At 73.2% G+C, this 20,043-nt stretch carries 17 protein-coding genes; 12 read left to right on the top strand and 5 right to left on the bottom strand.

The features are described 5' to 3' along the window. Positions 1-31 precede the first annotated feature (31 nt). Both IEY99_RS24955 and IEY99_RS24950 read right to left on the bottom strand, forming a co-directional pair. On the bottom strand, positions 32-1,843 hold the full coding sequence (locus IEY99_RS24955) for an APC family permease (protein WP_308427084.1): 1,812 nt from the start codon (positions 1,841-1,843) through the stop codon (positions 32-34). A 74-nt stretch (positions 1,844-1,917) separates the two neighbouring features. After that, the gene (locus IEY99_RS24950) at positions 1,918-2,556 is read right to left on the bottom strand and encodes a GOLPH3/VPS74 family protein (protein ID WP_189206481.1); all 639 of its coding nucleotides are present in this window, start codon (positions 2,554-2,556) and stop codon (positions 1,918-1,920) included. Between the two features lie 162 nt (positions 2,557-2,718). Here IEY99_RS24950 and IEY99_RS24945 point away from each other — a divergent pair, with 162 nt between their 5' ends. From IEY99_RS24945 to IEY99_RS24920, 6 genes are all read left to right on the top strand, one after another. Then, on the top strand, positions 2,719-3,609 hold the full coding sequence (locus IEY99_RS24945) for a helix-turn-helix domain-containing protein (RefSeq protein ID WP_229799214.1): 891 nt from the start codon (positions 2,719-2,721) through the stop codon (positions 3,607-3,609). 43 nt (positions 3,610-3,652) lie between these two features. Then, positions 3,653-3,868, top strand: coding sequence for a DUF397 domain-containing protein (locus IEY99_RS24940; protein WP_189206480.1), 216 nt, complete (start codon positions 3,653-3,655; stop codon positions 3,866-3,868). A 311-nt stretch (positions 3,869-4,179) separates the two neighbouring features. Then, the gene (locus IEY99_RS24935; protein WP_189206479.1) at positions 4,180-5,280 is read left to right on the top strand and encodes a type III PLP-dependent enzyme; all 1,101 of its coding nucleotides are present in this window, start codon (positions 4,180-4,182) and stop codon (positions 5,278-5,280) included. 119 nt (positions 5,281-5,399) lie between these two features. Further along, entirely contained in the window at positions 5,400-6,896 is a 1,497-nt protein-coding gene (locus IEY99_RS34985) for a S8 family serine peptidase (protein WP_268245149.1), read from the top strand. 122 nt (positions 6,897-7,018) lie between these two features. After that, on the top strand, positions 7,019-7,588 hold the full coding sequence (locus IEY99_RS24925) for a TetR/AcrR family transcriptional regulator (protein WP_189206477.1): 570 nt from the start codon (positions 7,019-7,021) through the stop codon (positions 7,586-7,588). Next, on the top strand, positions 7,585-8,799 hold the full coding sequence (locus IEY99_RS24920) for an FAD-dependent monooxygenase (protein ID WP_189206476.1): 1,215 nt from the start codon (positions 7,585-7,587) through the stop codon (positions 8,797-8,799). Before IEY99_RS24925 ends, IEY99_RS24920 begins: the two co-directional genes overlap by 4 nt. 8 nt (positions 8,800-8,807) lie before the next feature. Here the strand turns inward: IEY99_RS24920 and IEY99_RS24915 are convergent, their stop codons facing one another. Continuing rightward, complete coding sequence (locus tag IEY99_RS24915) at positions 8,808-10,385, bottom strand: tetratricopeptide repeat-containing diguanylate cyclase (RefSeq protein WP_189206475.1); 1,578 nt, start codon at positions 10,383-10,385, stop codon at positions 8,808-8,810. Between the two features lie 165 nt (positions 10,386-10,550). Between IEY99_RS24915 and IEY99_RS24910 the strand changes: the two genes are divergently transcribed. The 4 genes from IEY99_RS24910 to IEY99_RS24895 are packed head-to-tail and all read left to right on the top strand — an operon-like array spanning position 10,551 to position 14,650. Next, positions 10,551-11,657, top strand: coding sequence for an ABC transporter ATP-binding protein (locus IEY99_RS24910; protein WP_189206474.1), 1,107 nt, complete (start codon positions 10,551-10,553; stop codon positions 11,655-11,657). Next, positions 11,654-12,895, top strand: a complete 1,242-nt coding sequence (locus tag IEY99_RS24905; RefSeq protein ID WP_189206473.1) for a polyamine ABC transporter substrate-binding protein — start codon at positions 11,654-11,656, stop codon at positions 12,893-12,895. The genes IEY99_RS24910 and IEY99_RS24905 overlap by 4 nt, the downstream gene beginning before the upstream one ends. 1 nt (position 12,896) lies before the next feature. Then, entirely contained in the window at positions 12,897-13,751 is an 855-nt protein-coding gene (locus IEY99_RS24900; RefSeq protein WP_229799213.1) for an ABC transporter permease, read from the top strand. After that, complete coding sequence (locus tag IEY99_RS24895; protein WP_189206472.1) at positions 13,748-14,650, top strand: ABC transporter permease; 903 nt, start codon at positions 13,748-13,750, stop codon at positions 14,648-14,650. Before IEY99_RS24900 ends, IEY99_RS24895 begins: the two co-directional genes overlap by 4 nt. Here IEY99_RS24895 and IEY99_RS24890 read toward each other — a convergent pair. After that, positions 14,558-14,944 carry a DUF2795 domain-containing protein gene (locus IEY99_RS24890; protein WP_189206471.1) on the bottom strand — a complete coding sequence of 129 codons (387 nt, stop codon included), beginning with the start codon at positions 14,942-14,944 and terminating at the stop codon, positions 14,558-14,560. The two genes, IEY99_RS24895 and IEY99_RS24890, sit on opposite strands and share 93 nt — an antisense overlap. Positions 14,945-15,071: 127 nt before the next feature. Between IEY99_RS24890 and IEY99_RS24885 the strand changes: the two genes are divergently transcribed. Beyond that, complete coding sequence (locus IEY99_RS24885; protein WP_189206470.1) at positions 15,072-16,196, top strand: baeRF2 domain-containing protein; 1,125 nt, start codon at positions 15,072-15,074, stop codon at positions 16,194-16,196. 13 nt (positions 16,197-16,209) lie between these two features. Here the strand turns inward: IEY99_RS24885 and IEY99_RS24880 are convergent, their stop codons facing one another. After that, the gene (locus IEY99_RS24880; RefSeq protein ID WP_189206469.1) at positions 16,210-18,252 is read right to left on the bottom strand and encodes a GGDEF domain-containing protein; all 2,043 of its coding nucleotides are present in this window, start codon (positions 18,250-18,252) and stop codon (positions 16,210-16,212) included. Positions 18,253-18,397: 145 nt separating this feature from the next. Here IEY99_RS24880 and IEY99_RS24875 point away from each other — a divergent pair, with 145 nt between their 5' ends. Beyond that, positions 18,398-19,951 carry a glycosyltransferase family 39 protein gene (locus IEY99_RS24875; RefSeq protein ID WP_189206468.1) on the top strand — a complete coding sequence of 518 codons (1,554 nt, stop codon included), beginning with the start codon at positions 18,398-18,400 and terminating at the stop codon, positions 19,949-19,951. Positions 19,952-20,043 lie beyond the last annotated feature (92 nt).

Below are 20,043 nucleotides of genomic sequence, written 5' to 3'. Positions count from 1 at the left end.
TGGTTCCGGTCGTGATGGTTCGCCCGGTGGGCTACTTCCACCGGGACGGCTCGGGTGGGGTCTCCCACGGTTGTTCGGGCGGGGTTTCCCAGCGCCGGTGCCCGGGCGGGGCGTCCCAGGACGCCGACGGTCCGGGCGGGGTCCGCCACGGCGGCGGCTGCTCGGGCGAGGGTGGCCAGGGCGGCGGCTCCGCGGGGCCCGGCCAGTTCGAGGAGGACTGCTCGTCCCAGGGCGCGGACGGCTGGGACGGGATGGACCAGGGTGCGGACGCCTCGGTCGGGGCGTCCCAGTCCGGGGACGGCTCGCTCGGGGCCTCGCGGGGCGTGGCACCGGCGGCGAGCATCGCGCGGGCGCTGATCGGCTCGGTGTGCGAGCCCTTGAGGCGGGGCGCGTCGGCGACGAAGCCGCTGTCCGCGCCGCGGCCGATGGCCGCGTACACCTCGGGGCGCGCCGCGCGCATGACGACCGCCCAGACGAAGCCGAGGACGGCGCAGACGGCGTAGCCCGTCGGGAAGAGCCAGTGGAAGATCGAGCCGGCCTCCACCTGCAACAGGTCACCCAGGCCGTAGACGGTCGCGAACAGGATGATGCTCAGCAACAGGAAGGCGATGATCGGCGACACCTGGCCGCGCCACACGTTCTCCTGGTGCCGGTGCCGCAGGAAGAACGCGATCACCGCGGCCGAGGCGCTCCACATGAGGATGAGCACGCCCAGCCCGCCCACGACGGTGAGCCAGGCGAAGAGGTAGACCAGCGGATCGGCGCCGGTGACCCGGTAGACGACGAGCACGCCGAGCGCGAGCAGGCTCTGCGACAGCGAGCCGACGATCGGCGCGCCGGTGCGCGGGTGGGTGTATCCCCACGTGCGCGGCAGCACGCCCTCGCGGCCGAGCGCGAACTGGTAGCGCGCCACCGCCGCGTGGAAGGCCAGCAGGGCGGCGAAGATGCTGGTCATGAAGAGCACGTAGCCGAGGTTGACGAGCGCCTCCGGCAGGTGCGGGCCGACCAGAGCGAAGACCAGGTCGGTCTGCTCCGCCCGGGCGGCCGCCACGATGTTGCCGGGCCCCGCCCCCACGGACATGGCCCAGGCCGACAGCCCGCACAGCAGCCCGGCGAGGATGACGGCCCAGTGGGTGGCGCGGGCGATCGTGCGGCGGGGGTCCTTGGCCTCCTCGGAGAGCACGACGGTCGCCTCGAAGCCGACGAAGCCGCCGATGGCGAGCACCATCATGGCCGCGACCTCGGGGGTGAAGACCTGCGCCGGCGCCAGCGTCGAGAAGGACACCGATCCGCCGGCCGGGTTGGCCACCATCACGACGTCGTAGACGAGCACGATGACGATCTCGGCGATCAGCAGCACGGCGAGCACCTTGCCGCTGAGGTCGACCCAGAGCAGGCCGAGCACGGCGACCAGCACCCAGGCGGCGATGGCGCAGGTGAACCAGCCGACCTGCAGGCCCAGCCCGTCCAGCACCCCGGACGCGACGACGCCGAAGAGGCCGAAGAGACCGATCTGCATCAGCGCGTACGCCGGCAGCGCCACGAACGCCGCGCCGACGCCGGGGATGCGGCCCAGCCCGTGGCTGATGTACGAGTAGAACGCCCCGCTGTTGACGATGTGCCGGCTCATCGCGACGAAACCGACCGTGAAGATGGACAGGATGCCCGCGACGACCAGGTAGACCACCGGCACGGCGGTGTTGCCGACGACCGCGTAGATCGTCGTGATGGCCCCGATGACGACGGTCAGCGGGGCGGCGCCCGCCACCCCGAAGAAGACCACCGAGGGAACGCCGAGCCGGTTTCGCGCCAGGGCGGTGGACACGATGTCGGGCTCGGTCATGTCACGCGCCATCAAGAGCCTCCCAGCCCATTGATCGATGTTGTCCCGCCGGCGGTGGTGACGGCCGACGGCACTCACCTGCGGCCGACGGCGAGCACCGAGCCGACGGACGCCTCGGTCTGCTCGATCAACTGGCGGAAGTCCTCCGGCAGGGTGCCGATGGCGGTGGGGAGCTGGGTCAGGGCGTGGCGGTGCACCTCGAAGTCCCACAGGACGTGGCGGGTCAGGCCGGTCGCGACGACCAGGCCGGCGAGCAGCCGGTCGCTCACCGACATCTGCAGGCCGCGGACCATGATGTTGGCGAGCCGCATCGGCGCCCACGCCGCGGCGTTGCGCTGGGCCTCGTTGTTGGGCATGTAGAAGGTCTGGGTGCTCAGCATCCGGCGCCGGGTCACGGACTCCACCGCGCCCACGCGCATCAGCCGCTCCCCCACCCGGTCGGCCGCGTCCTGCGACAGATAGGCGAGCCAGGTGCGCACCTCGCGGTGCTGCGGCTGGGCGATGAGCAATTCCAGCACGGAATGGGACAGCGAGTCCCGCGGCGGCTGGCGGCTCTCTATGTACAGATCGCCGTCGAAGATCCGCAGGCGTCCCTCGAGCATCAATTCGCCGAGCAGTGCCGCGGCGAGACCCAGACCGGTGGCCCGGGGGTGCAGACGCGACCGGCCGGTCCGGTCCTCGTGTGCAATCAGGAAGAACTGGTCAGCCAGCACGCCGCCACTCCTTAGACGAACATCTGAGACACCTCGGCGGGCAAACACCCGCGGGGAAGGCGATATCTCGCTGTTCGAAGCATCATGTACCTGGCTTCGAGGTCAATGCAAGAAGTACTAGACTCGCGGCAGTCCCGCTCGTCCAAAATGGATCATGAGACGATGGGACGGAGTGACGACAACCCCAAGATCGAGGGAGTCACGGTGTCCATGGACGAGGGACCTACGCTGCGCCGACGTCGTCTGGGCACCGAATTGAAACGGTGCCGCGAGCGGGCCGGGCTGACCCAGGAAAACGTTTCGCGCCATTTTGAATGGCACGCCGCCAAGGTCACCCGGATCGAGACCGCGCGGGTCGCCGTCACCCCGCGCGACGTGCGGGACCTGCTGGTGCTCTACGGCGTCGAGGACGAGCAGTACCGCGAGGCCCTGCTCGAGCTGGCCCGCTCGTCACGACAGAAGACCTGGTGGGCGGACTACCGCGACATCATGCGCCCCGGCGGCTTCATCGGGCTGGAGGCAGATGCCTCGTCCCTGCGCGACTGGGCTCCGATCATCGTGCCCGGGCTGCTGCAGACCGAGGCGTACATCCGGGCCCTGATGCGCACCGGCCGGGCGGCGGACCCGCCGCAGCACATCGACCGCCGGGTGGCCCTGCGGCTCAAGCGGCAGGGGCGGCTGACCGGCGCCAACCCGCTCGACCTGCTGGCCATCATCGACGAGTCGGTGGTGCGGCGCTCGGTGGGCGGCCCCGAGGTCATGGAGGAGCAGCTCCGCCATCTCATCGACGTCGCTAAATTACCCAACGTGACGCTGCAGATCTTGCCGTTCGACGCCGGCGAGCACCCCTTCCTCGGCGGTTCAGCTGCGCTTTTGGAGTTCCGGGGTACCACTCATTTGGATGTAGTTTATCTAGAGGGTCTTGCGGGAGACCTCTACGAAGAGCAACATTCAGAGGTCGCACGTTACCGTGCGGAGTTCGAGGCGTTGAGTGCACGGGCCCTGGATCCGCGCCTGACCCTCAAAATGATCGAAAGTCTCCTGCGCGCGTAGGAGGCGGGCACGCACAACCGCATATCGAAGGGGGGTGCATGGCATGCCAGCGCACCATCTCGACGCTGCCGTCTGGAAAAAGAGCAGTCGCAGCAACGGAAACGGCGGCAACAACTGTGTCGAGGTCGCAGTCCTCGACACAGCCGTTGCCGTACGCGACAGCAAGAACCCTTCCGGTCCCGCTCTCGTCTTCGAACCAGCCCGCTGGACCGAGTTCGTGAACTCGGTGCAGAACGGCGAGTTCGATATCAACCGCTGAGAGATTACCGATCTGTACTCACGGATGGGAAGTGGATACTCAAAGTCAACTTCCCGGGGGTTCAAGATCTAATTCAAGATGGTGAAAGAGTCCTGATCAGGCTCGTTCACCACGGGTTCGGGGCGCTTCTTCGGGAGCGCCCCGAACCGCGTTTCCGGCCGCCGCGGATGCAATTTGCACGCATTGATCTCCATGAGCGCAGGTCATCGACGCTTCCGCGGCCGCGAGGCATACTGAGTAACGCACGCTCCGCATTGGACCAAATACTTAGCGTGAGGGGACTCCCGTTGCGCCAGTCATCGCCCCACCTCATGACGGTCGCGCCGATCACCCAGCCCCGCCCGGGGCCGGTGCTGGAGATGCGGGCCGAGCGCATCGTCGCGGCGCTGCAGACGTTCCGGGCCGCGTTCCCGGGGGTGCGGCCGTACTACGCCACCAAGTGCAACACCCATGCCGGCGTGCTACGGACGCTGCGCGACGCCGGGTGCGGCTTCGAGGTCGCGTCCTCGCACGAGATCGACGTCCTCGGCGGCATCGGCGTCCCCGGCCCCGAGGTGATCTTCAGCAACCCGGTCCGGGCGCGGGAGCAGACGGCCCGCGCGGCGGCCGCCGGCGTCGACCGGTTCAGCGTGGACTCCGTGGAGGAACTGCACCGGCTGGCCGACGAGGCCCCCGGCGCCCGGGTGTACGCGCGCCTCGCCACCGTCGGCCAGGACAGCGTCGTGCCCAGCGAGGGCAAGTTCGGCGTCGACGTCACCGGTGCGGTCCGGCTGCTGCTGGAGGCGCGCGAACGGGGGCTGGTGCCGTACGGGATCACCTTCCACATGGGGTCGCAGTCGCTGGCGCCGTCGGCCCTGCGGCGCCCGCTGCAGGACGTGGCCCACGCGATGGACCGGCTGCGGCGGGCCGGGGTACGGCTCGAGATGGTCGACATCGGCGGCGGTTTCCCGGCGGCCTACGACGAACCCGTCCCGCCGCTGGCCGACTTCGGTCGCGCCGCCGCCGCGGGGATCGCCGCGCTGCCGTACCCGGTGGAGGTCTTCGCCGAGCCGGGCCGCTGCCTGGTCGCCGAGGCCGGGACCTTCCGCTGCCGGGTGATCGGCGTCGCCGAGCGCCCGTCCGGCTGGTGGGCGCACACCGACCTGGGGGTCTTCCACGGCCTCATGGAGGTCCTCGAGTCCGGCGGCGAGCTGCGCTACCCGATCCGTGACACCCGCGGCACGCGGTTGCGGCGCTGCTACCACCTCACCGGCCCCACCTGCGACAGCCAGGACACGTTCGCGCGCGACGTGCTGCTCTCGGCGGACCTGCACGAGGGCGACGAACTGCTGATCGGGTCGGCGGGGGCGTACACGAGCGTGTACGCGTCCCGGTTCAACGGCTTCGCGCCGCCGCGGGTGGTGCTCACCTGAGCTGAGCCCCGATCGCCCCGGGAAAGCAACGAGGAAAGTCCTCAAGTCCCGGTGCGGAAGTCCTCAAGTCCTCCCCCGGCGGGTCGATGTCCTGGGCCATGACGGTCAGACGAGCACGAGTGCGCCAGTACGCGGCGGGGGTCGCGGCAACGGCGGCGGCGACGGTGGTGACGGCCCTGACCGGGGTCACGCCCGCGCAGGCCGCCTCGCCCGCCCGGGCCGCCGCGGTGGCCGACTACAGCTTCAACGCCGCCGGGGCGACCCTGACCGACGTCCGCCGGATCACCCGGGCGGACGTGGCCGCGCAGCGCGGGTACACCGGCCGGGGCATCGGCATCGCCCTCGTCGACACCGGCGTGGCCCCCGTGGAGGGCCTGACCTCCGGCAACGTCGCCAACGGGCCGGACCTGTCGTTCGAGAGCCAGGTCGCGAACCTGCGGTGGCGCGACACGTACGGGCACGGCACCCACATGGCGGGCATCATCGCCGGCCGCGACCCGGCGCCCGGCGGCTTCTCCGGCGTGGCGCCCGACGCCAAGCTGCTGTCGCTCAAGGTCGGGGCGGCCAACGGCGCGGTCGACGTGACCCAGGTGATCGCCGCCATCGACTGGGTGGTGGAGCACCGCAACGACGACCCGCGCAACCCGATCCGCGTGCTGAACCTCTCGTACGGCACCGACGGCGTGCTGAGCTGGCAGAAGAACCCGCTGTCGCACGCCGTGCAGAACGCCTACCGGGCCGGCATCGCGGTCGTGGTGGCCTCCGGCAACACCGGCGGCGCCATCACCAACCCGGCCTACGACCCGTACGTGATCACGGTCGGCGCGACCGACCCGCGCGGCACGACGTCCCCCGCGGACGACCAGGTGGCGTCGTTCACCAGCATGGGGGCGGCGCCGCGGGTGCCGGACCTGCTGGTGCCCGGCCGTTCCCTGGTCTCGCTGCGGGTACCGGGGTCGATGGTCGACGCCATGAACCCGTCGGCGCGCGTCGGTGAGCGGTACTTCGTCGGCAGCGGTACCTCCCAGGCCGCCGCGGTCGCCACCGGTGCGGCCGCGGTGCTGCTCGACCGCTACCCGGGACTGACGCCGGACTCGCTGAAGTGCACGCTGCGCCAGTCCGGCCCGTCCGTGGGCACGAGCGGCGGCCGGATGGTCGACCTCGACCGGGCGACGGCGGGCCTGCCGACCCTGTGCCGGGCGGTGGGACCGCACTCGACGGGTACGGGCAGCATCCAGGCCGCCCGGGGCACCTCGATCGTCAGTCTGAACGGCGTACCGCTGACCGGCGAGCGCGACATCTTCGGCCCGCTGAAGTCGGCCACGTGGGCCGCGGCGAGCACGGCGGAGCGTTCGTGGCAGGGCGGCTCCTGGATGGGCCGGCCGATGACCGGCACCGGCTGGGCCGGCACCGAGTACGGGCAGGCCAACTGGGCCGGCCGCTCCTGGTCGGGCACCAACTGGGCCGGCCGGTCGTGGTCGGAGATCGCCTGGGCCGGGGCCACCTGGACCGGCCGGTCCTGGTCGAACACCCTGGTGAACGGGGTGCCCTGGTCGGGGCGGGCCTGGTCCGGCGTGGCCTGGCAGCACGGCACCAAGGGCTCATGGCTCAAGTGACGCCCGCCTGAGCAGACCGCACGCACGATGGCCGCGCCGACAGGCGCGGCCATCGTCGTCTCTGGAGTATTGGGCACTCGTCCTGTACGGTCGCTTTGGGCGAACGACCAAAGGAGATCGGCATGGTGACGATGGCGGAACGCGGCCGGCAGGCCCGGCAGCGCCTGCTCCGGGCGGCGACGGAGCTGATCGCCGAACGGGGGTGGTCGGCGATCAGCACCCGGCTGCTGGCCGAGCGGGCCGGGGTGGCGCCCGGCGTGGTGCACTACCACTTCCCCTCGGTGCAGGCCCTGCTCAGCGAGGCGGCGCTGGGGGCGGCCCGGTCCCTGACCGCGCAGGCCGTCCCGGTGCTGGCCGGCACCCGCAGCGCCGGCGAGGCGCTGAGCGTGCTGCTGGATGCGCTCGACGGCGCCGGCGCGGTGTCGGTGCTGTTCGTCGAGACCTACCTGGCGGCGGCCCGCGACGAGGCGCTGCGGACCGCGCTCGGCGAGGTGATCGGCGAGTTCCGCCGCGAGCTGGCCGACCGCTTCGCCGCCCACGCCGTGCCCGACCCGGGCGGCACGGCGGCGGTGGTGGCCGCGGCGGTCGACGGGGTGGTCCTGCACCGGGCGCTGCTGCCCGGCCTCGACGGCGCCACCGTGGCCACCGTGCTGCGCCGGCTGCTGGCGGACGGATCGGAGGCCACGCCGTGAAGGTGGTCGTCTGCGGCGCGGGCATCGCGGGGCTGGCGCTCGCCGAGCGGCTGGACGCCGCCGGCGCCGAGGTCGTGGTGCTGGAGAAGGCACCCGCCCCGCGGCCGGGTGGTTACATGATCGACTTCTTCGGGCCGGGCTACGACGCCGCCGAGGCGGCCGGGGTGCTGCCCCGCATCCTCGAGCTGGGCTACCGCATCGAGGAGGTCGCCTACTGCGACGCCTCGGGGCGCCGCCGCGCCGGCCTGCGGCTCGGGCGGTTCGCGCGGGCCGCGGGCGGGCGCCTGGTCAGCGTGACCCGGCCGGACCTGGAGCGGGCGCTGCGGGAACGCCTGAGCGCCCGCGTCGACGTGCGCTTCGCCCGCACGATCGCCCGGGTGGACAACGGCGCCGCAGGCGTGCGCGTGACCGTGGACGACGGCGCGGTCCTCGACGCCGACCTGCTCGTCGGCTGCGACGGCATCCACTCGGCCGTCCGCGCGCTGGTCTTCGGCCCGCAGGACCGGTATCTGCGCTATCTGGGCCTGCACACCGCGGCCTTCTCGTTCGACGACCCGGCCGTGCACGCCGCCGTCGACGGCAGGTTCTGCATGACGGACACGCCGCACCGCGCCATGGGCTTCTACGGGCTGCGCGACGGGCGGGTCGCCGCGTTCACCGTGCACCGCGCGCCGGACCCGGCCCTGCCGGCCGACGCCGCCGCGGCGCTGCGCCGCGAGTACGGCACGCTCGGCTGGATCGCACCCCGCGCGCTCGAGGCCTGCCCGCCGTCCGGCGAGGTGTACTACGACCAGGTCGCGCAGGTCGTCGCACCGGCCTGGAGCAGGGGCAGGGTGGCGCTGCTGGGCGACGCGGCGTACGCGGTGTCCCTGCTGGCCGGGCAGGGCGCCTCGCTGGCGGTGGCCGGGGCGTACGTGCTCGCCGAGCAGCTGGCCCGCTCGGCATCCGTCGACGCCGCGCTGGCGGCGTACGAGAGCGCGCTGCGGCCGGTCGTCCTCGACCGTCAGGAGGCCGGTCGCCGGGGCGCGCGCTGGTTCCTGCCGGCGACCCGGACCCGGCTACGGCTGCGCCGCGCCGCCCTCGCGCTGGCCGGGCTGCCGCTGGCCGACCGGCTCGCGGCGACCGCGATCGCCGGCAAGCCCAGCGCTCTCGTCACCGAGCTGGCGGCCGGGCGGCCGGACCGGCGAGGGGGTCTGTTCCCCACGACGTGAAGGGCGCCTCAGCAGACGACGCGGTCGCGGCCGCTGCGCTTGGCGACGTAGAGGTTGCGGTCGGCCTCGGCCAGCAGCGCGGCCTGGTCGTCGCCGGGCGCCGCCGGGCCGGCGACCGCGCCGATGCTGACCGTCACCGGCAGCTCGCCGGTGATCGGTGCCCACGGGTGCTCCCGTACGGTGCGCCGCAGGTTGTTCAGCCACGACCGGCCGGCGCCCTGGGCGAGACCGGGCACGACGACGAGGAACTCCTCACCGCCCATGCGGGCGACGAAGGCGTCCTTGTCCTGTCCGTCCATGGCGGCGGCGAGCAGGTCGGCGATGGCGACCAGCACGCGGTCGCCCACGTCGTGCGAGAGCGTGTCGTTGATCCGCTTGAAGTGGTCGAGGTCGATCAGGGCGACGGTGAGCGGGGCGCCGGCCCGGACCGCGTGCGTGACGATGTGCGGCAGGCGCTCGTCGACGAAGCGCCGGTTGTAGAGCCCGGTGAGCGGGTCCCGGCGGGCCTGCTCCCGGTAGCGCTCGGCCTCGCGGCGCGCCTCGGCGGTCTCGAACATCGCCTGCCGGGTGCGCGCCCGGGCCTCCTGCTGGCGGTTGCGGAGGTCCTCGGAGGCCGCGTGGAACCGCTTGTACTCCGCGAAGGCGTCGGCGTAGCGGCCGCCGGCCGCGTACAGCTCGGCCTGCTCGGCCATGGCCCGCACCAGGACGGCCCGCAGGTCGTCCGTGGTGCACCCGGCCTTGCAGCGGTCCAGGGTGGCCTGGGCGCGCTCCAGCGCGCCGAGCCGGCGCTGCGCGGTCGCCAGGGTGAGCCGCGCGTCGGCGACGTCGTGCGCCTCGAACCAGCGCGGGGCGTCGGCGATGCCCGCCAGCGTGCGCTCGGCGCCGGCGTAGTCGCCGGCGCCGATCTGGACGTTGGCGATGGTGTCGAGCTCCATGACCAGGTAGTCGCGGCCGAGGGCGCGCACGGCGGCGTGCATGCGTTCGACGATCTTCGCGGCGACGGCGTCGTTGCCGACCTCGATCTCGGTGTAGGCGAGGTTGTTGAGCACCAGCAGCTGGCGGGTGAGGTCGCCGGCGTCGAGCGCCAGGCGCTCCGCCTGGGCGTACCGCTCCCGCGCCGCGTCCAGCGATCCGCACTCGACCAGCGAGTTGGCCAGCCGGACCAGGTAGATGATCCGCAGCCCGGCCGGTGCGCTCTCCTCCAGCAGCTCCACCGAGGCGAGCGCGTGCTCGAGGCTGGCGGCGTGGTCGCCGAGGTAGTGGTACGTCAGGGCCAGGTGGAAGTGGCTGCGGGCGAGCAGCGGACGCGAGTCGCAGCGTTCCGCCCAGGCGTGGATCGTCAGGAAGATCCGGGCGGCGTCGCCGGGGCTGCCGCTGCGCTGCCGCATGTCCGCCTGCACGAGCTGGGCCCGGCGCAGCAGCAGGTCGTCGCCGAGCGCCTGCGCCGCCCAGGCGGCCTCGGCCGCCCGCACGAGGATGGCGTCGATGTCGTGACCCTGGTGATTCTCAAGATCATCAAGCTCGGACGTCAGTCTCGCCGCGGCACCGGTGGGTTCCGCGACGGCCGGGGGCGTCCGCACACTCACGCGCCTTTGATCGGCCACCGGAGCCGGAATCGAAGAAATCGTGACCGCCTCGGTTGCGAGACGGTGCCCGCGGTCGATGCCGGCCGCCGCGGACGGTAACGTGCGGCGGGCGCCGACCGGGAGGTCCGGGCAGCTGGGGAACATGTCGGTGGAAAAGGTACGGCGATGGACGACAAGGCCGCGATCGAGCTCGTCGGCGTGCACAAGGACTTCGCGTCGCACGGCGAGACGGTCCGGGCGGTGTGCCCGACCGACCTCGCCGTCGCCCGGGGCGAGTTCTTCTCGCTGCTGGGACCCTCGGGCTGCGGCAAGACCACCACGATGCGGATGATCGCCGGGTTCGAGCAGCCCACCGGCGGCACCGTGCACCTCGACGGCAGGGACGTCACCGGCGTGCCGCCGCACCGGCGCGACGTCAACATGGTGTTCCAGTCGTACGCGCTCTTCCCGCACCTGGACACCTACCGCAACGTGGCGTTCGGGCTGGAGCGGCGCAAGGTGGGCCGGGACGAGATCCGCCGCCGGGTGGGCGAGATGCTGGAGATCGTCTCGCTGACCGGCCTGGAGAAGCGCTCCCCGCGGGAGCTGTCCGGCGGCCAGCAGCAGCGCGTCGCCCTGGCCCGGGCGCTGGTCAACCGGCCCCGGGCGCTGCTGCTCGACGAGCCGCTGGGCGCCCTCGACCTCCAGCTGCGCCAGCAGATGCAGCTCGAGCTCAAGCGCATCCAGCGTGAGATCGGCATCACCTTCGTCTACGTCACCCACGACCAGGGCGAAGCCCTGACCATGTCCGACCGCATCGCGGTCATGCGCTCCGGGCGCCTGGAACAGCTCGGCACGCCGCGGGAGATCTACGAACGCCCGGCGACCCGGTTCGTCGCCGGGTTCGTCGGGACCACCAACCTGCTCGACGGCCACGCCGCCGCCGTCGACGACGGGATCGCGGTGCTGACCTACGGCCCCGGCGACCGGGTCCTCGTGCCCGTGCCGGCCGGCGTGCGGGAGGGCGACAAGCTGGAGGTCTCCGTACGTCCCGAGAAGATCGGGCTCAGCCGCGAGGAACCCGCCACGGCCGCGGGCAGCGTCCTGAGCGGCCTGGTGACCGACGTCGTCTACCGCGGCACCTCGACCAGCTACACCGTGACCACGGCCGCCGGAACCGACCTGGTGGTCTTCGGCCAGAACGCCCACTCCGCCGAGGAGCTGGCCGGCCGCGGCGACCGCGTCTTCCTGACCTGGAGCCCGCAGTACTCCTACCCGATCGGAGTTCGATGACCCCCCACTTCGGCGCCCCTGCGATCGGCGGCCTGCCGCGGCGGCGGTTCGGCCGCCGCGACGTCCTGACGATCTCCGGGCTCGCGGCGCTCGGCACGGCCCTGTCCGCCTGCGGGGTCGAGGGCCGGGGCCCGCACGGCACACCCGCACCGAGCGCCGTGGCGAACTTCTGGGCCGGGCGCACCGGCACGGGCACGGTGCGCTTCGCCAACTGGCCCCTCTACATGGACCCGGCCCACCCGGAGCTCGGCAAGTTCACCGCCGAGACCGGTGTGCGGGTGGACTACCAGGAGGTCATCACGGAGATGGCGCCCTGGTTCGCCAAGGTGCGCCCGCAGCTCGCCGCCGGGCAGGACATCGGCTTCGACCTCATGGTCATCAGCAACGGCATCCATTTCCGGCAGTTCGTGGACTCCGGATTCCTGGCCCCGCTCGACCACGCCAAGCTGCCGAACTACGCCGCCCACGCCGCGCCGGCGTACCGGGAGGAGGCGTTCGACCGCGGCAACGTCTACACGATCCCGTGGACCTCCGGCATGACCGGCATCGCGTACGACCCGCGCAAGGTCACCCGCCCCATCACCTCGCTCGCCGACCTGTGGGACCCGGCGTTCCGCGGCCGTGTCGGGATGTTCGCCGACACCCAGGAGCTGGGCAACGCCGGCATGCTGGCGCTGGGCGTCGACCCGGTGCGCTCCACCCCCGACGACTGGCGCCGCGCCGCCGACCGGCTGCGGGAGCAGAAGAGCGCCGGCATCGTGCGCAACTACTACGACCAGAGCTACATCGACGCGCTCGGCAAGGGCGAGGTGTGGATCACCCAGGCCTGGTCGGGCGACATCTTCCAGAAGAACCTCTCCGACGGTACGGACTTCAAGTTCGTGATCCCGCAGGAGGGCGGCACCATCTGGACCGACAACCTGGCGATCCCGGTCACCGCGCGCAACCCGGTCGACGCGCTCACCCTCATGGACTTCTTCTACCGGGTGGACGTCGCCGCCTCGCTGGCCCGCTACATCTCCTACGTGTGCCCGGTGCCGGCCGCCCGGGAGCGCATCCAGCAGGACGCGGCGGCGGCGAGCGGCGACCGGAGGGCCGAGCTGCAGGCGGTGGCGCAGAGCCCGCTGGTGTTCCCGTCCGCCGCGGACTACGCCAAGCTGCACTACTTCCGGGACTTCGCCACCGCCGCGGAGCAGCAGGAGTACCAGCGCATCTTCGAACCCGTCGTGCTGGGCTGACGTGCGCCGCGCGCTGACGCCGTACCTGCTGGTCCTGCCCGGCGGGCTCTGGCTGCTGCTGTTCTTCGTGGTGCCGGCCGCGACGATGCTGTCGCTGTCGTTGCAGGAGGGCGACGTCGTGCACGGCTACGTCTTCACCGGGCACTGGCAGACGTACGCCGACGCGCTCGTCACCTACCGCACCCAGTTCGCCCGGTCGCTGCTGTACGGCGCGATCACCACGCTCGTGCTGGTCGTGGTGGCGTTCCCGGTGGCGTACTGGATCGCCGTGCACGGTGGGCGGCGCAAACCCGTGTACCTGCTCCTGCTGCTGTCGCCGTACTTCGTGTCGTTCGTGCTGCGCACCATCTCGTGGCGGCAGCTGCTCACCGACGAGGGCGTCCTGCTCGGCCCGCTCAAGAGCGCCGGGGTGCTGGGCGCGCAGTTCCACGTCCTGGGTACCCCGGTGGCGGTGATCGGCGGGCTGGTCTACACCTTCCTGCCGTTCATGGTCTTGCCCGTGTACGTGGCCCTGGAGCGCCTCGACCCCCGGGTGGTCGAGGCGGCCCGCGACCTGTACGCCGGCCCGGCCGCCGCCTTCCGCCGGGTGGTCCTCCCGCTGGCGCTGCCCGGCGTCTTCGCGGGCGTGCTCATGACGTTCGTGCCGGCCAGCTCGGACTACGTGACCTCGGCGGTGCTGGGCGGCCCGTCCACGACGATGATCGGCCAGGTCATCCAGGCCCAGTACCTGGTCAGCTCCGACTATCCGACCGCGTCCGCGCTGTCGGCCACGCTGATGGCGGTGCTGCTGAGCGGGCTGTTCGCCTACGCGCGGGCGCTGGGCACCGGGGACGTGCTCACCGTGGCGGCGCGATGACGGGGCGTGGCGGCGAGCGGGTGCTGCGGGCGTACACCTGGCTGGTCATCGCCTGGCTCACCCTGCCGGTGCTGGTCATGGTGCTGTTCAGCGTCAACGACACCCGGGGCCGCTACAACCAGAGCTGGAACGGCTTCACCCTCGCCTGGTACGGCCGGGTCCTCGAGCACGGCGAGCTCACCCGCGCACTGGCCACCTCGCTGCTCGTCGCCCTCGCGACGATGCTGCTCGCGGGCGCGCTGGGCACGGGCGTCGGCTACGCGCTGGGCCGCTACCGGTTCCGCGGCGCGGGCCTGCTCGACCTCGTCATGTTCGCCGCCGTCGCCTGCCCCGACCTGGTCATGGGCGCCTCGCTGCTGACCCTGTTCGTGTCGCTCGGCGCCGGCCTGGGTCCCGTGACGATCACCATCGCGCACGTCATGTTCACGATCTCGTTCGTGGCGGTGGTCGTCCGGGCGCGCGTGCTGACCCTGGACCGCTCCCTCGAGGAGGCGGCCGCGGACCTGGGCGCCGGCCGGTGGACGACGTTCCGCCGGGTCACCCTGCCGCTCATCGCGCCCGCGGTCACGTCCGGCATGATGCTGGCCTTCGCGCTGAGCCTCGACGACTTCGTGGTCGCGGGTTTCACCGCGGGCACCACCACCACGTTCCCGCTGTGGATCTGGGGCTCGACGCGGGTGGGCCTGCCGCCCCAGGTGAACGTCATGGGCACGCTGCTCTACCTGACCGGCGTCCTGCTCGCGGTGGTCACCGGCGTCCGCGCCCGGCCCGGCCGGGCCAGGCGCCACGCCGGCGCGGCGAGCGGCTCAGCCGGGCCAGCGGGGCATGCGTTCGGCCGAGCCCCGGCCCAGCGCCGCCCAGATCTCGGTGACGGTGTGGAAGACGACGCCCTCCGGTAGTCCGTCCAGATCGGCGAGCACGTCGGCGGGGGCCCCCAGGGTCTCGGCGCCCTGCCGCAGCGCCTCCCGGTCCCCGGGCATGCTCGACAGCCCGATGTAGCGCCCGAAGCGGCTGAGCGCCGCGTGGTCGTCCAGGTGGGGCACCCGGCTGGCCTCGGGCTGGTCCTCGCCGGCCGGCTCGGGCGTCTTCCACTCCTCGGCACGGCCGCCGGCCACGCCCTGGACGTTGCCGCGCACCTCCTGCTTCATCTCTTCGTCGAGACGTGTGCCGTGCTTGCTGCTAGCTCGTTCCATGGTTCCGGAGTGCCCCGGCCAAGCTGGGGTAAACCGGTCAAGCCGGGCGGCGTACGGAACGCGGCCGTCGCCGGCGAGAAGCCGCCGCACCTGGGTAGCCAAACCGTCCGAACCGAGAGGCGATGTGATGAATCTGAGTTTTCTCCGGCCGCTCTACGACCGTCCCGGCCCGTGGGTCTCCGTCTACCTGGACGCGACCCGGTCGAACGAGAACGCCGACCACGAAGTGCAGCTGCGCTGGCAGGCCCTCCGGGAGGAGCTGACCGGCCACGGCGCCGACCCGGCGACCCTGGACGCCGTGGGCGCCGCCGTCGAGCAACATCCGTACCAGCCCGGGCAGTACGGGCTGGCCATCTTCGCGACCGCCGGCGAGGTCGCCATGCTGGAGATCCTGTCCGCTCCCCCGGCCGCCGACGAGGCGCACCACGGTCCCCTGCCGCACGCCATGCCGCTGCTGGCCCAGCGCGGCGAGGAGGTGCCGTACGTGCGGGTGCTCGCCGACCGGACCGGAGCGGACGTCGAGGGCATGTCCGTCGGCGGCGCGCCGCGGCGGCGCACGGTGACCGGCAGCGAGACGTTCCCGCTGCGCAAGGTGCACCCGGGCGGCTGGTCGCACCGGCACTACCAGATGGCCGTCGAGGAGGCCTGGAAGCGCAACGCCAGCGACGTCGCGGCCGCGGCCGTCGACCTCGCCGAGGCCGTCGGCGCCGAGGTCATCGTGGTCGGCGGCGACGTACGGGCGGTACAGACCTTCACCGACCGGCTGCCCCGCCGCTGGCAGGAGCGGCTCGTCTCCACCGACGCCGGGTCCCGGCACGCCGGCGCCGACGAGGCGGCGCTCGACGACGTCACCATCCAGGCGATCGCCGAGGTGGCGGAGCGTCACGTCCGGGAGGCCGTCGACCGCTACGGGGCACAGCGCGGCGCCGACGGCGCCGGCACCGGCCTGGCCGACGTGGTGACCCGGTTGCAGCGCGGACAGGTCGACACCGTGCTGCTGGTCGACGACCCGTCCTCCACCGACATGCTGTGGATCGCCCCCGACGACCCGACGCTCGTCGCGGTCGACGAGAGCCTGCTGCGGGAGTCGGGTGCCCGCGACGTCCAGCGGGTCCGGGCGGACGCCGCGCTGGTCCGGGCGATCGCCGGCACGGGCGCGAACCTCGTCCTGGTCGGTCCCGGCGAGGCGGCGCTGGAGCACGGGATCGGCGCGGTGCTGCGCTACGCGGACGCAAGCACCGCGGCATCCTGACCCGGCGCCGGGCCTAGCTCTTCGAACCCTCGAGCGGAGCCGCCGCCCGCGGTGACGGGCGGCGGCCGCGGCCACCGCCGTGGGCCACCTTGCGGACGTAGAGCTCGGCGTCGGCGTGCGCGTAGAGGGCGCCGAAGTCCTCGCCGTCGGTGCCCAGCACCGCGGCACCGACGCTGCACGCGGTGCGCTCGGCGAGGGCCGCGCGCAGCTGTTCGGCGCGCTCCGCCGCCGTCTCCCCGCGCCGCAGGCCGAGCAGCATGACGAACTCGTCCCCGCCGAGGCGGCCGACCAGGTCGCCCGCCCGCCCGTGGGCGCGCAGCGTCGCGGCCACCCAGGCCAGCAGCTCGTCGCCGGCCGCGTGTCCCTGCACGTCGTTGACCTGCTTGAAGCCGTCGAGGTCGAAGATCAGCAGGGCGGTCGGGCGGGCGTGCGAGCGCTCGGCCGCGAAGCGCTCGGTGAACCCCCGGCGGTTGAGGCAGCCGGTCAGCCCGTCCAGCCGCGACAGCCTGCTGAGCTGCCGCCGCTGCCGCGCGGCGATCCGGCCCTTGTGGCCGCAGATCACCGACACCGCGAGGGCGCCGGCGAGGTGCATGACGACGTACCACGGGTTCGGGTCGCCGACGAAGGCCGCGATGCCGAGGTAGCCGGCGACGATGAGGCCCAGCAGCGGGCGGCCCACGCTGGGCGTGGTGAGCGCGATCAGCGGAAGCGGCGCGAACAGCCCGAGCGCCAGGGTGGCGGCGGCACCGCCGTCCAGGCAGACCACCGCCCCGGCGATGCCGAACTGCGCCATCCCGACGGCGAACATGACCGGGCCGCCGTGCCGGTACCGGCTCAGCGGGCCGGCCAGCCACAGCGTGCCGAGGCCGATCAGCCCGGCCAGCCCCAGCAGCAGGCCCATGGCCAGCCGGTGCGGATGACCGGCGGCGAAGAGGGCCACGTAGAGCAGGCCGACGCCGGGGTCGAAGAGCCCGAGCCGGCCGGAGTCGGCGATCGCCCGGCGGCGCCGCTCGTGCCGGGAGACCCGGGGCGCCTCGGCCGGCGCGGCGGCGGCGCGGACCCGGGCGACGGCCTCGGGCGGGGGCAGCTGCCGTACCCGGGAGGTCTTGTCCTCGTAGGCCCGCTCGTCGGCGCGCCGGCGCAGCTCGTCGGCGCCGGCCGCCTCCGCGGGGTAACAGGCGAAACCGACGCTGCCGGTCACCACCCCGGCCAGGGCGGCGCGCAGCCGGTCGGCCACGACGACGGCGCCCTCGGCGCCGACGCCGCTCAGCACCGCCGCGAACTCGTCGCCGCCCAGGCGCCCGACGGCGTCGTGCGTCCGCAGCTGCGCCGCCAGCGTCCGCGCGGTCCAGGTCAGCAGCTCGTCGCCCGCCTGGTGGCCGTAGGTGTCGTTGACCTCCTTGAACCGGTCCAGGTCCAGCACGAGCAGCGTGACCGGCTCCCCGGTGCGGTCGGCCCCGGCGAGGGCCGCGGTGAGCCGCTCGTCGAAGCCGCGCCGGTTCAGGCCGCCGGTCAGCGGATCGGAGCGCGACAAAGCGTCGAGGCGCCGCCGCAGCGACGCCATGGCGCCGGAGTAGCGCAGGCAGAGCAGGGAGATCCCGCCGAAGGCGACGGTGTAGATCACCGCGTAGCCGGGCGGTGCCGGTCCACCGGCGAGCGCGACGACCCAGTAGGCGACGGCCGACAGCGCCGCCGCGGGCACGAACGCGCGGGGCGGCATGGTGACGGCGTACACCATGACGGCGAACGGCAGCAGCGGGCCGAGCGGGCCGGCCACCCCGCCGTCGAGGATGCCGAGCGCCGCGTACCCGGCGGTGTTCACCACGAGCAAGGCCATGTGCATCGGCATCCGCAAGCGGCCGAGCGGGGCGGCCACCCACACACCGGCCGCGCACAGCGCGAGGACGGCGACGATCACGGCCATCGCGGGACGGTTCGCGGCCGGCCAGGTGGCGGCGAGGTAGGGAACCAGGGGCGTCAGGGTCAGCAGTGCCCGCAGCGCGCCGCCGCGCGTCTGCCGTAGCCGGCGCGCGGGTACGCCACGAGGATCCACCACCCTTGGTATCACCCGGTTCGCGCCCCCTTGTCGATCCGTACCTCCCCATCGGCGGGGGCACCAGCGAGGTGAGCTTTCGCGGCGCCGCACACACCCCGAGGGGCGTCCTAGGAGGCTGGGTCAATGCCGGAGCTAACCTTCGGTGGTGGTGGTTGACCAGACGGAAGCAATGGACGAGGAACTACGGTCCCAGACACCGCCTGTCCCCCGCTTCCTCCCGGTCAGGACCCGCCTCGCGGCCTGGACCCGCCACCCGGCCCGGGGCCGCCTGGCACCGGGGGTGGTCCCCGCGGTGCTGATGCTCGGTCTCGGCCTGGCCGGCGCCGGCCGTCCGGCGCTGAGCTGGGACGAGGCCAGCACCGCCGACATCGCGCGACGGACGCCGGGGCAGATCTGGGACCTGGTCCACCACGTCGACGCCGTCATCGGCCCGTACTACTTCCTCGTGCACGCCTGGACCCGGCTGGCCGGCACCTCCGAGACCGACCTGCGCCTGCCCTCGATCGTCGCGATGGCCGCGGCGGTCGGGCTCGCGGGCGAGCTCGGCCGCCGCCTGTTCACCCCGTTGATCGGCCTGCTGGCCGGGCTGCTGCTCTGTCTCGTCCCGAACAGCTCGCGGTACGCGGCCGAGGCCCGGCCGTACGCGTTCACCTGCCTGCTCTCCGTGCTCTCCCTGCTGCTTCTGCTGCGGGCGCTGGAGCGGCCGCGCCGCCGGCGCTGGATCGGCTACGGCGTCTCGGTGGTCCTGCTCGGGGCGAGCCACCTGATCGCGCTGGCCACGCTCGCCGCCCACGCGGCCGTGGCGGCGTCCGGCCGCCGCCGGGGACGGCCGCCGCGGGCCTGGGTGGTGACGCTCGGCGCCTGTGCGGTGGCGCTGCTGCCCGTGGTGTGGCTGGGCACCCGGCAGCGCAACGAGCAACTGGCGTGGGTGGATCCGCTGACGCCGGACACCTTCCTGCAGGCGCCCGGCGAGATCGTCGGCGCCGCCAACACCGCGTGGCTGCTGATCGGGCTGGCCGTGCTCGCCCGCTGGCGGCGGGCCGAGCGGGTGCGCCACGTCGCCGTTCTCGCGCTCGCCCCGCCGCTCGCGGTCGCCGCCGTCTCGCTGGCCTGGGGCCCGATCTGGGTGGCGCGGTACCTGCTGGTCGTCCTCGCGCCGCTGGCCATCCTGGCCGCGGTGGCGGTGGTGGGCACGGCCGGGCCGGACCGGCGCTCCGGCCGGCGAGGGGCGGTCCTGCGGGTGGTGGGCATCGTGGCGCTGCTGGCCGTCACCGCCTACCCGGCGCACGGGCGGGTCCGCGGCACCACCGCGAAGAAGGGCCCCGACTACCGGGGCGTCGCCGCGCTCGTCGCCCGCCACCAGAGCCCCGGCGACGTCATCGTGTACGAGGCCCGGTCGCGGGCCATGCGGGCGGGCATGGAGTACTACCTGCGCCGCTATCCGTCCCGCCCGCGTGACGTGCTGGAGCGGCGCCCGGCCGCCGAGGTGGGCCGGCTGCGGGCGGACGAGCATCCCGACGCCGCGGGACAGGTGGCGGGCACGGGCCGGGTGTGGCTGGTCGTCGGGGGTCAGACGGCCGACCCCACCACCGGCCAGCCCGCGCTGCAGGGCCTGCTGCGCGAGCGCTACGACCGTATCGGCATCTGGCACCGCTCCGCGGCCACGGTCGCCCTCTACCGCGCGCGCCCGCCCGGCTGACCTGCGGACTCCGTCACGTTGCAGTCGTATTGGCATCGGCGTACCGTCGGATCCAATACAGGTGTATCGCAAACCGGAGGGTCCCCGTGCAC

It is taken from the genome of Couchioplanes azureus (assembly GCF_014648355.1).
GTDB classification, from domain to species: Bacteria; Actinomycetota; Actinomycetes; order Mycobacteriales; family Micromonosporaceae; genus Actinoplanes; species Actinoplanes azureus.
The sequence above is the reverse complement of the archived record's forward strand: the minus strand, read 5'-3'. Positions and strand labels throughout refer to the sequence as shown.